The organism is Streptomyces sp. ICC4 (assembly GCF_003287915.1).
GTDB classification, from domain to species: domain Bacteria; phylum Actinomycetota; class Actinomycetes; order Streptomycetales; family Streptomycetaceae; genus Streptomyces; species Streptomyces tritrimontium.
The window spans coordinates 1624791-1638646 of the sequence record NZ_CP030286.1 but is presented as its reverse complement, the minus strand read 5'-3'; the positions used below and the strand labels follow the sequence as shown (position 1 = coordinate 1638646).

At 72.5% G+C, this 13856-nt stretch carries 9 protein-coding genes; 3 read left to right on the top strand and 6 right to left on the bottom strand.

Annotated features, from left to right (window positions below):
• Positions 1-22: 22 nt before the first annotated feature.
• Complete coding sequence (locus DRB89_RS07415) at positions 23-1534, bottom strand: serine/threonine-protein kinase (RefSeq protein ID WP_275431968.1); 1512 nt, start codon at positions 1532-1534, stop codon at positions 23-25.
• Complete coding sequence (locus tag DRB89_RS07410; RefSeq protein ID WP_112449658.1) at positions 1531-2163, bottom strand: hypothetical protein; 633 nt, start codon at positions 2161-2163, stop codon at positions 1531-1533. The genes DRB89_RS07415 and DRB89_RS07410 overlap by 4 nt, the downstream gene beginning before the upstream one ends.
• 208 nt (positions 2164-2371) lie before the next feature.
• Here DRB89_RS07410 and DRB89_RS07405 point away from each other — a divergent pair, with 208 nt between their 5' ends.
• Positions 2372-2545, top strand: a complete 174-nt coding sequence (locus tag DRB89_RS07405; RefSeq protein ID WP_112449659.1) for an antitoxin — start codon at positions 2372-2374, stop codon at positions 2543-2545.
• 157 nt (positions 2546-2702) lie between these two features.
• Here the strand turns inward: DRB89_RS07405 and mfd are convergent, their stop codons facing one another.
• From mfd to DRB89_RS07390, 3 genes are all read right to left on the bottom strand, one after another.
• Complete coding sequence (gene mfd / locus DRB89_RS07400; RefSeq protein WP_112449660.1) at positions 2703-6248, bottom strand: transcription-repair coupling factor; 3546 nt, start codon at positions 6246-6248, stop codon at positions 2703-2705.
• A 299-nt stretch (positions 6249-6547) separates the two neighbouring features.
• Positions 6548-9121 carry an ABC transporter permease gene (locus DRB89_RS07395; RefSeq protein WP_112449661.1) on the bottom strand — a complete coding sequence of 858 codons (2574 nt, stop codon included), beginning with the start codon at positions 9119-9121 and terminating at the stop codon, positions 6548-6550.
• Positions 9118-9906, bottom strand: coding sequence for an ABC transporter ATP-binding protein (locus tag DRB89_RS07390; protein ID WP_112449662.1), 789 nt, complete (start codon positions 9904-9906; stop codon positions 9118-9120). Before DRB89_RS07390 ends, DRB89_RS07395 begins: the two co-directional genes overlap by 4 nt.
• A 320-nt stretch (positions 9907-10226) precedes the next feature.
• Here DRB89_RS07390 and DRB89_RS07385 point away from each other — a divergent pair, with 320 nt between their 5' ends.
• Together DRB89_RS07385 and DRB89_RS07380 are read left to right on the top strand one after the other, a co-directional pair.
• Positions 10227-11870, top strand: coding sequence for an MFS transporter (locus tag DRB89_RS07385; protein WP_112449663.1), 1644 nt, complete (start codon positions 10227-10229; stop codon positions 11868-11870).
• Positions 11871-12003: 133 nt separating this feature from the next.
• Positions 12004-12810, top strand: coding sequence for a hypothetical protein (locus tag DRB89_RS07380; RefSeq protein ID WP_112449664.1), 807 nt, complete (start codon positions 12004-12006; stop codon positions 12808-12810).
• Between the two features lie 116 nt (positions 12811-12926).
• Here DRB89_RS07380 and DRB89_RS07375 read toward each other — a convergent pair whose 3' ends face one another.
• A complete protein-coding gene (locus DRB89_RS07375) occupies positions 12927-13799 on the bottom strand; it encodes a DivIVA domain-containing protein (protein ID WP_112449665.1) in 873 nt (290 codons plus the stop codon).
• Between the last annotated feature and the right edge of the window lie 57 nt (positions 13800-13856).

The window sequence follows — 13856 nt, the reverse complement described above, 5'->3', positions numbered from 1 at the left end:
TGCCGTCTCCGACGGACCCCTCTCAGCGCACTTGGCCCAGCCACTGGAGGGTGCGCCGGACCTCCGCGGAGAAGGGGTGCACGGGTCCGTGCAGGCGCTCCGCGTCGAAGAGGAGACGGGAGAGGGTCTCGTGGGCCGCCGGGCGGTCGCCGAGGGACAGCAGCAGGTGCGCTATCCGGCGGCGGACCTCCAGCGGGAGGCCCGGGTCCGGGTTCGCGTAGTGGTTCTCGAACAGCGGCAGCAGCGAGCGGTACTCGGCGAGGGCGGCGGCGGGTTCGCCGAGCTGCTCCAGGCACTGGGCCGCGTCGTAGCGGAAGCGCAGGGACCGCGGGTCGCCGGCCGGGAACTCCTCCGCGAGGCGCCGCAGCTCGGGCATGGCCCGGCGGTACTGGCCGTCGTCCATCAGCGTGGCCGCGTACTGCTTGCGCAGGGAGCGGACCACCGTCGAGTGCTCGCCGTGCTGCTCGGCGGCCGCCGGGAGGATCCCGCCGAGGATGTCCACGGCCTGGGCGAGCCGGCCCTGGTCCAGGAGCTTCTTCGCCTCCTCCACGGCCGCCGGGACGTCAGGCCGCGGCGGCGAGGCGGGCGGGTTGGCCGGCCTCGGCGGGATCACGGAGGCCCGGTCGGGCCAGGGGGCCTGCGGGCGCAGGAAGGGGCGGGTCGGGTCGAGCGCGCCGGCGGGGGATCCCGAGCCGCGGTGCGGCAGCAGCGGCGCGAGGGCCGCGTACACCGCCTGCGCGGAGGCCGGCCGGTCCCGCGGGTCCTTCGCCAGGAGGTGCAGGAGTACGGCTTCCAGCTGCTGCGGCACCTCGGGGCGCAACTGGCGCACCGGGACCGGGGCTTCGTACAGGTGGCGGTGGAGCACCCCGAGCGCGGTGGATCCGGCGAAGGGGACGTTGCCGGACAGCAGCTCGTACAGCACGACGCCGAGCGCGTAGAGGTCGGTGTGCGGGCCGACGGCCCCGCCCATGGCCTGCTCGGGCGCCATGTACGCGGGGCTGCCGATCGGCGAACCGGTACTGGTGAGGCGGGTGGTGTCGGTGTCCATCACCGAGGCGACACCGAGGTCCAGGACCAGCACGGTCCCGTCGGGGCGGACCATCACGTTGCGCGGCTTCATGTCCCGGTGCACGATCGGCACCGCGTGCACGGCCGACAGCACCGAGCACAGCTGCGCGATCACCGAGACCGCCCACGGCCACGGGTACGGGGTGTGCTCGGCCAGGTGGTCGGCGAGGTCGGCGCCCTCCACGTACTGCATGACGAGGTAGAGCTCGTCGCCGTCGCTGCCCGCGTCGTGCACGGTGACCAGCCCGGGGTGGTCCACCTGCGCCGTGACCCGGCATTCGCGCACGAAGCGGCGGCGCAGCTCGTCGGCGACCGAGCCGGGGCCCGCCACCTTGTCGGGGCGCAGCAGCTTGACCGCCACGCGGCGGTCCAGCCGCTGGTCGTACGCCGTCCAGACCTGGCCCATGCCGCCCTGGCCCAGGATGGAGGCGAGCCGGTAGCGGTCTCCGATGAGCCGGTCCGTCACGGGCGCGGGCCCTCGTTGTGGGGGCCGTCGTGGTGCGGGGGCTGGTTGCGCAGGAGTTCGCTGAGCTCGTCGAGCTCGGCGCGGACCTGCCCGATCCGCGGGGGCTGCGTCGGCGCGGGCGCGGGCTCGGGGGCCCGCCGGGGCGGCTGCTGGGGCAGCTGCTGGGGCGCCTGGCGCGGGACGGCCGGCGGGTAGCCGTAGGAGGGGCGGGTCTCGTGCCCCTGCGGGAGGGGCGCACCGTACGGCGAGGCGGGCTGCGGGTACCACCCGCCGGCGGCCCGGGCCTTCCGCGCCTCGTGGTGGCGGATGTCGGCGACGAGGAAGTACACGGCGACCGAGAGGCCGGTCACGATCGTGCCCATGCCGCCGGTGTTGGCCTGCCAGCCGGAGTTGTCGGCGGTCGGGTCGAGCCCCGACAGCACCATCCAGATCACCGAGGCCGCCGCGGACACCCCGAGCAGCCACCAGTCCCGGGGTTTGCGGGTGACCAGCGCGAGCCGCAGCATCGTCCCCCAGGCGAGGAGCCCGCAGCTCAGGATGGGCAGCAGCGCGAACAGCACGCGAAGGGCCACCACGCCCCCGTTGCTGGGCTGGTGACCGTGGGGCGGCGGGGTGCCGGGGCCGTGCATCGCTGCTCCTGACGGGCCGGGGAAGGCGAGTTTCGGGTCTGAGCGTATACAGCGTTTCCGGCCGGGGGTGAGGGGATGCCCCCAACCGTTGCAGGGTCGCAGCGCGGCAGCGCCCGCGGGCGGGGAACAGCAGGTGGGAGGCTTCCCCGAGCGAATCACCCAAAACGCGCGTAGCGTCGCAAACGGGATTACGGAAGGAGCCCGTGACATGGGGATCTTTGACCGGTTCAGGGACCAGGCGAAGGACAAGGGAAAGCAGATCTCGGACAACCTCGAACAAGAGGCCAACGAGAAGACCGGCAACAAGTACGCGGATCAGATCGACAGGGCCCAGCAGCAGGCGGAAGAGCGCCTCGGCATCGACGACGACCCGAAGAAGTAGCCTTCGCCCACCAGCCTCCGCGGGAACGCGACCGGCCGCGGCCGGGGACCGGAAAGGTTCCCCGCCGCGGCCGTCGCCGTTCCCAAGGGCCTCCGCCCAAGGCCTCCACCCGAGAGGGCCTCGGCCTGGGAAAGTCTCGGCCTGGGAGAGCCTCGGCCTAGGAGCCGAGGATCGTGGCGAGGAACTCCCCGGTCCAGCCCAGCAGATCCCGCCCGACGAGCGGCTTGCCGCCCACCCGCGCCGTCTTGGGCCGCGGGATCAGCACCTGCGAGGTGGCGGGCTTGAGCACCGCGCCCGGGTAGAGCCGCTTGAGGCGCAGCTCCTGCGACTCGCGCAACTCCACCGGCCCGAAGCGGATGTTGGGGCCTTGCAGGGTGATGTCGCCGACCCCGCAGGCGCGGGCGAGCATCCGCAGTCCGGCCACCAGCAGCAGGTTCTCCACCGGCTCCGGCAGCTTGCCGTAGCGGTCGGTGAGCTCCTCGCGGACGGCCTTGACGTCCTCCTCGGAGTTGGCCGCGGCGATCGAGCGGTAGGCCTGCAGGCGCAGCCGCTCGCCCGGCGCGTAGTCGTGCGGGACGTGCGCGTCGACCGGCAGCTCGATCTTCACCTCCAGCGGCGGCTCCTCCTCCGGGCCGCCCTCGATCGCCGCCCGGTAGTCGGCCACGGCCTCGCCGACCATCCGGATGTAGAGGTCGAAGCCGACGCCCGCGATGTGGCCGGACTGCTCGCCGCCGAGCAGGTTGCCCGCGCCGCGGATCTCCAGGTCCTTCATCGCCACGTACATGCCGGCGCCCATCTCGGTGTGCTGGGCGATCGTCGCGAGCCGCTCGTGCGCGGTCTCGGTGAGCGGCTTCTCCGGCGGGTAGAGGAAGTAGGCGTACCCGCGCTCGCGGCCCCGGCCCACGCGGCCGCGCAGCTGGTGGAGCTGGGAGAGGCCGAAGTTGTCGCCGCGCTCGACGATGAGGGTGTTGGCGTTGGAGATGTCGATGCCGGACTCCACGATCGTCGTGGAGACGAGCACGTCGAACTTCTTCTCCCAGAAGTCCACGACGACCTGTTCCAGGGACTGTTCCGACATCTGCCCGTGCGCCGTCGCGATGCGCGCCTCGGGCACGATCTCGCGGAGCTTGGCGGCCGCCCGGTCGATGGACTCGACCCGGTTGTGGATGTAGAAGCACTGGCCCTCGCGGAGCAGTTCGCGGCGGATCGCGGCGCCGATCTGCTTCTCCTCGTAGGGGCCGACGAAGGTGAGGACCGGGTGGCGCTCCTCGGGCGGGGTGGTGATCGTGGACATCTCGCGGATGCCGGTGACCGCCATCTCCAGGGTGCGCGGGATCGGGGTCGCGGACATCGTCAGCACGTCGACGTTGGCGCGCAGCTTCTTCAGCTGCTCCTTGTGCTCGACGCCGAACCGCTGCTCCTCGTCGACGATGACCAGGCCCAGGTCCTTGAACTTGGTCTCCTGCGAGAAGAGCCGGTGCGTGCCGATGACGATGTCGACGGAGCCCTCGCGCAGGCCCTCCAGCGTCGCCTTCGACTCGCCCTCGCTCTGGAAGCGCGACAGCGGCTTCACCTTGACGGGGAACTGCGCGTACCGCTCGGAGAAGGTCCCGAAGTGCTGCTGCACCAGCAGCGTGGTCGGTACGAGGACGGCGACCTGCTTGCCGTCCTGGACCGCCTTGAACGCGGCGCGCACGGCGATCTCGGTCTTGCCGTAGCCGACGTCGCCGCAGATCAGGCGGTCCATGGGGACCGACTTCTCCATGTCCTCCTTGACCTCGGCGATGGTGGTGAGCTGGTCGGGCGTCTCCGCGTACGGGAAGGCGTCCTCCAGCTCGCGCTGCCAGGGGGTGTCGGGGCCGAAGGTGTGGCCGGGGGCGGCCATGCGGGCGCTGTAGAGCTTGATGAGGTCGGCGGCGATCTCCTTGACCGCCTTCTTCGCGCGCGCCTTGGTCTTGGTCCAGTCGGCGCCGCCGAGCCGGTGCAGGGTCGGGGCCTCGCCGCCGACGTACTTGGTGACCTGCTCCAGCTGGTCGGTGGGGATGTAGAGCCGGTCGCCGGGCTGCCCGCGCTTGGCGGGCGCGTACTCGACGAGGAGGTACTCGCGGGTGGCGCCCTGCACGGTTCGCTGCACCATCTCGACGTAGCGGCCGACGCCGTGCTGCTCGTGGACGATGTAGTCGCCGACCTCCAGGGTGAGGGGGTCGATCGTCTTGCGGCGCCGGGTGGGCATCCGGCCCAGGTCCTTGGTGGCGGTGCGCTGGCCGGTCAGGTCGGTCTCGGTGAGGACGGCGAGCTTGAGGGCCTGGTCGACGAAGCCGTTGTCGAGGGAGCCGCACGAGACGTGGACCAGGGAGGGTTCCAGGGTCGCGAGGTCGGCCTCGAGGCGGGCCGGGATGCCCTCGCCGCCGAGCACCTCCACGGTGCGGGCGGCCGGGCCGTGGCCCTCGGTGAGGTAGACGGTGCGCCAGCCCTCGGCGATCCAGGCCTTGGTGTCGGCCAGCGCCCGGGCGGTGTCGCCGCGGTAGGCCTCGGGGGCGTGCATGCCGAGCTGGAGGGTGTCGCTGCCGAGCGCCCCCTCCTCGTCGGCGGCGAACGGGGACACCGACCACCACAGCATGCCGAGCTCGCGCGCGTGCTCCCGTACCTCCGCGATCCCGCGCAGCGAGGCGGCGCCGACGTCGATGGGGGCCTCGCCGCCGCCGGCGGTGGCCGCCCAGGAGGCCATCAGGAACTCCTGCGAGGTGGCGACCAGGTCGGAGGCCCGGGTCCGCACCCGCTCCGGGTCGCACACCACGGCCATCGAACCGGCGGGCAGTACGTCGATCAGGAGCTCCATGTCGTCGACCAGGACCGGGGCGAGGGACTCCATGCCCTCCACCGCGATCCCTTCGGCGATCTTGTGGAGCAGTTCGCCGAGCTCGGGGTGGAGCTCGGCGAGGGCCGCGGCGCGCCCGCGCACCTGGTCGGTGAGGAGCAGCTCCCGGCAGGGCGGGGCCCACAGGCCGTGCTCGGCGATCTCCAGGGACCGCTGGTCGGCGACCTTGAAGTAGCGGATCTCCTCGACCTCGTCGCCCCAGAACTCCACGCGCAGCGGGTGCTCCTCGGTGGGCGGGAACACGTCGAGGATGCCGCCGCGCACGGCGAACTCCCCGCGCTTCTCGACGAGCTCGACGCGCGCGTACGCGGCGGCCGCGAGCGCGGAGGTGACCTCGCCCAGGTCGACGCTCTCCCCCTGGCGCAGGCTCACCGGTACGAGGTCGCCGAGCCCCTTGACCTGCGGCTGGAGCACGGAGCGGATCGGCGCGACCACGATGGACACGGGTCCGGCGGCCGGATCGTCCTTGCTCGGGTGCGACAGCCGGCGCAGCACGGCGATCCGGCGGCCCACGGTGTCGCTGCGGGGCGAGAGCCGCTCGTGCGGCAGCGTCTCCCAGGACGGGTAGTCCACCACCTCGTCCTGGCGGCCCGGGGGCATCAGCGAGCGGAGCGCGGCGGCCAGGTCCTCGGCCTCGCGGCCGGTGGCCGTGACCGCGAGCACGGTCCGCTCGGTACGGGTGGCCAGCGCGGCGATGGCCAGGGGCCGGGCGGCGGCGGGTCCGACGAGGTCCACGTGCATGCGGTTGCCGTCCACCGCCGCGGTGACCGCTTCGGCGAGAGCGGGGTCCCGGGTGACGGCGTCGAGCAGTCCGTGCAGGCTCATGAAGGCGGCTTTCCGTCCGGTGAGGTGCGGCGAGTTCCCGCGAGGCGGCAACGCGAAGGGCCCGACACGTCGAACGGGCCGGGGGTTCCCACCCTACGACGCGGGTCCGACACCCGCGCGTGGGGTTCGGCCCCCCGCAGGGGTGACGGAGTCGGCGCGCGAGGGAAGCGGCCCGACGATGCCGAGCGGCTTGTCCACGTCTACGACGTGCCCGTCATGGCCATGTGAACGACCCCGGCCCCGCCCCACCCGAACGGGTGAGGCGGGGCCGGGGCGTTCCCCCGTACGACCACCGGCGATTACTCGCTGGCGATCGCGTTCAGGATGTTCATCCGGCCCGCCCGGAAGGCCGGGAAGAGCGCGGCGAGCAAGCCGACCAGGGCGGAGCCGGCGAAGACTCCGAGGATCGTCGGCCAGGGGATTTCCAGGATCTTCATGCCCTGGAGCGCGAGGAGCTGGTGGGCGGTGGCGCCCCAGCCCATGCCCAGGCCGAGGCCGAGCAGGGCGCCGAAGAGCGCGATGACCACCGACTCCAGGCGGATCATGCGGCGCAGCTGGCGGCGGGAGAGGCCGATGGCGCGCATCAGGCCGATCTCGCGGGTCCGCTCGACCACCGAGAGGGCCAGCGTGTTCACCACGCCCAGGATCGCGACGATGATCGCGAGCGCGAGGAGTGCGTAGACCACGTTCAGCAGCTGGCCGACCTGGTCCTTCAGCGCCTGCTTGTAGTCGGTCTGGTTGAGCACCTGGTACTGCGGGTACTCGGCCAGCGCCGCCTTGACCGCCTTGTACGCGGCGGCCTCCTGGCCGTCCTTGGCGGTGCCCAGCAGCATGAAGGGGCGGGGCAGCTTGTCGGCCGGCACGTTCGCCTCGGCGACGGCGGTGCTGACGTACTTCATGCCCTTGTCGAGGTTGCCGTCGTCGCTGGTGATCGCCGCGACCTTCAGCTTGACCGTCTTGCCGCCCGTGAAGGCGACCGTCAGCTCGTCCCCGAGCTTGACCTGGTGCTTGGCCGCGTACTCCGAGCCGACCGACATCGAGTTCGGCCCGTACGCCGCGGCGTGCTCGCCGGCGGTCGTCTTGCGCCGGACGTCCTGGGCGTACGTCGGGTCCTGTGCCCCGACGCCGTCCGCCTCGGTGGTGCCGTCCGGGGCGGTGATCTTGGCGTCGAGCTCGCGGTAGGCCGTGACGTGCGCCAGGCCCTGCGTCTTGCGCAGCGCCTCCTCGGCCTGCGGTACGACGGGCTGCCCGGTCATCGACTGGACGATGTAGTCCGCGCCGACCGACTTGTCGAGCTCGTCGGTGGCGGAGGCCACCATCGAGGAGCCGACCACCGACAGGCAGGCGACCAGCGCGAGGCCGATCATCAGCGCGGCGGCGGTGGCGCCGGTGCGGCGCGGGTTGCGCAGCGCGTTGCGCTCGGCGAGCCGGCCGATGGATCCGAAGGGCCTCAGCACCGGGGCGGACAGTGCCCGCACCACGACGCCGGCGAGCAGCGGGCCGATCACGATGAAGCCGATCAGGGTGAACAGGATGCCCGCGCCCAGCCACAGGGCGCCGGGGCCGGCCTTGTCCGACGTCGCGGCGAGGAACAGGCCCGCGGTGCCGATGCCCGTGAGGACCAGGCCGATGGCGGCGCGGATCCGGCCGGCCTTCTTGTCGCCGGGGGCGCCGACCTCGCGCAGGGCGGCCATCGGGGAGACCTTGCCGGCCCGGCGGGCCGGTATGTAGGCGGAGACGACGGTCACGACGATGCCGAGGAAGACACCGATGGCCGGGGTGGTCCAGGCGATCGTCAGATCGTCGGTGGACAGGCTCATGCCCAGCTGGCCCATCAGCTTCATCAGGCCGACGGCCAGTCCGATGCCCGCTCCGACACCGAGGATCGAGCCGAAGACACCGAGCAGGAAGGCCTCGACCACGACCGACTTGAGCACCTGGCCGCTGTCGGCTCCGATGGCCCGCATCAGGCCGATCTCGCGGGTGCGCTGGGCGACCAGCATCGAGAAGGTGTTGAAGATCAGGAAGATGCCGACGAGGAAGGCGATGAGGGCGAAGCCGAGCATCACCCACTTCATGATGTCCAGGAAGGACATGTCCTTGCGGTTGGCGTCCGCGGCTTCCTTCGCGGTCTGCAGCTTGTAGGTGTCCGCGCCGACCGCGGTGGCGACATTCGCCTTGAGCTGCGCGTCGCTCACGCCTTCCTTGGCGGTGACGTTGAGGTGCGTGAAGACGTCCGGGGCGCCGAGCAGCTTCTGCTGCGCGGTGGCCGTGTCGAAGTAGACGACGGTCGCGCCCGGGTTGGTCACGGTGAAGGCGGCGATGCCGGTGATCTTGGAGCGGATGTCGCCGGTGACGGCGATGGTGCGGATGTCGTCACCGAGTGCGAGGTGGTGCTTCTTCGCGGTGTCACCGTCGATCATCACCTCGGTCGGGCCGCGCGGGGCCTGACCCTCGATGATCTTCATCGACCTGAGCTCGTTCTCCGTCCAGTTGCCCGCGAAGGTCGGGGCTCCCGTGGTCGAGCCGAGGTTCTCGTTCTTGGAGTTGACGACCGTGACGGCCATCGACGCGACGCCGCCCTCGACGGCCTTCACGCCCTCGGCCCGCTTGACCCGCTCGATGACCGAGGCGGCCAGCGCCTCGGGCTTGCCGGTGTCGGGGGTCTCCCCGGCGCTCTCGACCTGCTTCGGGGTGACCGTGACGGAGGAGTTGGTGACCGCGAACAGCTTGTCGAAGGTCGTGTTCATGGTGTCGGTGAACACCAGGGTGCCGCAGACGAAGGCGACGGAGAGCATGACGGCGACGGCGGAGAGCGCCATGCGCCCCTTGTGCGCGACGAAGTTGCGACGCGCGGTCTTCATGACGGTCATGACGTCCGCCCGCGCGCGTCGAAGTCCTTCATCCGGTCCAGGACCTGATCGGCGGTGGGCCCGTGCATCTCGTCCACGATCCGGCCGTCGGCCAGGAAGATGACGCGGTCCGCATACGAGGCGGCGACCGGGTCGTGGGTGACCATGACGATCGTCTGCCCCAGCTCGTCCACCGAGCGGCGCAGGAAGCCGAGCACCTCGGCGCCGGCCCGGGAGTCGAGGTTTCCGGTCGGCTCGTCGCCGAAGATGATCGCGGGACGGGCGGCCAGCGCGCGGGCGACCGCCACACGCTGCTGCTGGCCGCCGGAGAGCTCGGTGGGCCGGTGCTTGAGGCGGCCCGCCAGGCCCACCGTCTCCACGACCCGGTTCAGCCACTCCGCATCGGGCTTGCGGCCCGCGATGTCCATCGGGAGCGTGATGTTCTCCAGGGCGTTCAGCGTCGGCAGCAGGTTGAACGCCTGGAAGATGAAGCCGATCCGGTCCCGGCGCAGCTGCGTCAGCTTCTTGTCCTTCAGACCGGTGATCTCGGTCTCGTCCAGGAAGATCTGGCCACTGCTCACCGTGTCCAGGCCGGCCAGGCAGTGCATCAGCGTGGACTTGCCGGAGCCCGACGGGCCCATGATCGCGGTGAACTGCCCGCGATGGATGTCCACGTCGACCGAGTCGAGGGCGACGACGCGCGTCTCCCCGGAGCCGTAGGCCTTGACGACCTGCCGCGCTCGCGCCGCGACGGCTCCATGCCCTCCAGTACCCCCGTGCCTGGTTTCGGTCATAGCCGTTGTCACGGTGTTTCCCCTCGCTCGTTTCGTACGGTCCGTCGGTTCACTCGAAGTCTCTTGGGCGGGGGGCTTCGGCGCGCTGGTGCCAAGCGCCGTATCCATACGGGTGCTAGCCCTACCCCCCGGCTTCCCGCCCTGTAGTAACCAGTTAAGGACCGCTCCGGCCGGACTTCCTCCTCCGCCGGGACGAAGCGTCCCTGGATCCTTGTGAGGAGCAACCCCTAGGGGATCTCGGCCCTACGGACGAGGCGTTCTCAGGGGTTACCTTCCCGTGACGCGGCGGTGAGAGGGTGTTCGCGCAGGTAGGCGCGGGGGAAAGGCAGTTCATGGACTCAGGGGACAGCCCGGGCACGAGCACCGGCACCGGAGGCGGCTCCAGCACCGGATCCGGCGACGGCCCGGGCACCGGCGACGGCTCCGCGGGCACACCCGGCGGCATACCCGCCGCCGGCTCCCCGGCGGGCGGCGCGGCCCCGCCCGGGCGGCCCCGTACCGCCGTCGTCGCCGCGCTGATGCTGACCATGGGGCTCGTCTCGCTCGACGCGGCCATCGTCTCCACCGCCGTGCCGCAGATCGTCGGAGACCTCGGCGGCTTCGCCGTCTTCTCCTGGATCTTCTCCGGCTACATCCTGGCCGGAACCGTCACCCTGCCCGTCTACGGCAAGCTCTCCGACACCTACGGCCGAAAACCCGTCCTGCTCCTCGGCATCAGCCTCTTCCTGCTCGGCTCCCTGCTGTGCGCGGCCGCCTGGAACATGGCCGCCCTCATCGCCTTCCGGATCCTCCAGGGCCTCGGCGGCGGCGCCCTCCAGGGCACCGTCCAGACCCTGGCCGCCGACCTCTACCCCCTCAAGGAACGGCCGCGCATCCAGGCCCGGATGTCCGTGGTGTGGGCCACCTCGGCACTGGCCGGCCCCGCGCTCGGCGGGCTGATCGCCTCGTACGCCGACTGGCGCTGGGTCTTCCTGCTCAACCTGCCGCTCGCCTCCGGCGCCCTGTGGATCATCAACCGCCACCTGGTCGAGCCCACCCGGCCCCCCGGCCGCAGCGGCCCCGTCGACTGGGCGGGAGCACTCGCCGTCTTCGCCTGCGGCGGACTGCTCCTCTTCGCGCTGGTCGAAGGCGGGGTCGCCTGGCCCTGGCTGTCCGCGCCCTCGCTGGGCCTGCTGGCCACCAGCGCGGCACTGGCCGCGCTGGTCGTCCGCATCGAACGCCGCGCCGCACAGCCGATCCTGCCCGGCTGGGTGTGGCGCCGGCGCACCATCGCCGCCGTCAACCTCGCCATGGCCGCACTCGGCCTGCTGATGGTCGCCCCGATGGTGTTCATGCCCATGTACGCCCAGACCGTGCTCGGACTCGGCCCCACCGGAGCCGGGCTGGTCACCTCCGCGATGACCCTGAGCTGGCCCATCTCCGCGGCCCTCGCCCAGCACGTCTACCGGCGCATCGGCTTCCGCAACACCGCCGCCACCGGGGTCTCGCTGGCCGCCGTGATCCTGTGCTCCTTCACCCTGCTCCCCTACCCCGCCGCGCCCTGGCAGCCCGCGGTGATCATGCTGCTGCTCGGTGCGGCCCTCGGCCTGTTCCAACTGCCGCTGATCGTCGGGGTCCAGTCCACGGTGGGCTGGGCGGAGCGCGGCACCACCACCGCCTCCGTACTGTTCTGCCGCAACGTCGGCCAGAGCATCGGAGCCGCACTGCTCGGGGCCGTGGCCAACGCCACCATCGCCGGCCGGCTGGCGGACGCCCCCGTGCCCGGACTGCCGACCCGCCTGGACGACGTGTCCCAGGCCCTGGACCAGCCGCACCTGCTGTCACCGGCCGCCGCCGAGTACCTGCGCCAGGCGGTGGCCGCCGCCGGGGACCACATCTTCGCCGGCGCCACGGTGGCGGCGGTGGCGGCCGCGCTGGTGCTGCTGCTGGTGGCGCCGCGACGGTTCCCCGTACTGCCGGAGCAGCGCGAACCGTGAGGACGGGAACCGTGGGGCCAGGAACGGCGGGGACGGCAACGGCGGGGACGGGAACGGCGGTGGCCGGGCGGCGACTTGTCATGCCCGGACCCAAGCGGTAACTCTCTGCGGAGACACGATCCCGGGGGGACCCATGCTTTCCGCACTCTGCGCACTCGCCTTACTCGCCGCGCTGGCCGGCCCCATCACCCTGCGCCTCATGCGCCACCCAGGCTTCGTCACCGGCCGCGACGGACGCCTCTCCACCTCGACCACCCTGGCCCTGGCCTGGACGGTCATCCTCATCTGGCTGCTGCTCACCACCCTGGCCTACGGGCTCACCGCCGGCGGCGGCACCGGCTGGTTCCAGGGCTCCGACGGCCCCCTGTCCAACCTGACCACCGTCTACCTCCCGCTCCTCGGCGGCCCCTACGCCGCCCTGATCGCGGCGAAGACCGTGGTCGGCATGCGCGTGGAGAACGGCACCATGGCCAAACCCGCGCCCAAGGGCACCAAGCGGCGCCCGCTGCGCGACCTGATCGCCAACGACGGCGGCCGCACGGACCTGGTCGACCTCCAGTACGTCGCACTCAGCGCGGTCACGATGCTGTACGTGGTGGCGTTCTTCGTCGCGGACGTCGGCGGCGGCCTCCCGAGGATTCCCACCGAGATGTGGGCGCTGACCGGGGCGCCGGCCGGCGCCTACCTGCTCAACAAGATGGCGACACGGGCCACTCCGGTCATCACGCGCGTCTCCGTGAACGAGGGGCTGCTGACCGTCGAGGGCGGCGGCTTCGGCGACCACCCGCGGATCGAGGTCGACGGCACCGTTCTGGCGACCGCCGCCACCGCGACGGGAGCCGCCGCGCCGCTCCCGGCCACGGCGCCGCCCGCCTTCAGCGTGGTGGTCACCACCCGGGGCCTGCGCAGCGACCCGGCCCGGTACGCCCCCACGAGCTGACCGCCGGCGGGGCCGCGCCCCGACCCCGGCGGGGCCGCAAGACCCGGCCCCGCCGCCGGTCAGCCCTCGGAGGTCAGCCCTCCGCTGTCGGCCCGCCTGAGGTCGGCCCGCCGCGGTCAGCCCTCCGCCGGGGCCCGGCCCGTCAGGGCGGCCAGGCTCGAGCGGACGTGGTTCATGTGCGCCCGCATCTCGTCCTGGGACTCCGTGTGCTCGCGCAGGATCCGGTCCGTCTCCCGGCCGAGCCGCTCCTCCGTCACCCGCGCCTCCGCGATCAGCTCCGCGCCCCGCGCCTCCGCGTCCTCCTGGCCGTGCCGCGCCGCCTCCTGCGTCTGCGCGAACCCCCGCTTCGCCTCCGCCAGCCGGGATTCCGCGTACCGCTCCAACTCGGCGTGCCGGGCCTCCAGCTCCGCCTCCCGCGCCGCCAGCTCCCGCTCCGCCGCGTCCCAGCGCTCCGCGTGCTCCTGCTCGCGCTCCGCGAGCAGCGCCTCGGCCCGGCGCGCCATCTCCGCCAGCCCTGCCTGCGCCTCCGCCCGCCACGCCTCCGCGTCGTCGCGCGCCTCGGTCCGCGCGTCGTCCGCCTCCCGGCCCGCCCGCAACAGCCCCTGCCGGGCCCGGACCTCGGTCTGCTCGCGCACCGCGTCCGCGTCGGTCCGCGCCAGCTGCGCCACCCGGTCGGCGTGCGCCTCGGCGGCGCCCGTCGCCGCCAGCGCGTCCGCCCGCGCGTCCGCCCGCAGCGTGTCGACCTCCTCCTCGGCCAGCAGCAGGATCCGCCGGGCCCGCTCGCTCAGCTCGTCGTACCGCTGCGGGGCCAGCCCCGAGACCTCCGCCCGCAGCCGCTCCGCCTCCGCTTCCATCCGCTTGGCCAGCACGGTCAGCCGGGCCACCCGCTCCCAGGCCTCGTCCCGGCTCCCCGACAGCCGCGCGAGATACCGGTCCACCTCTTCCATCCGGTAGCCGCGGCCGCGCACGGTCGTAAAGGGTGCACTCATGCTGGAAGCGCCTCTCTCGCGGGGATCCCTGCCAAGGATGCGTCATTTGCTCCCAGA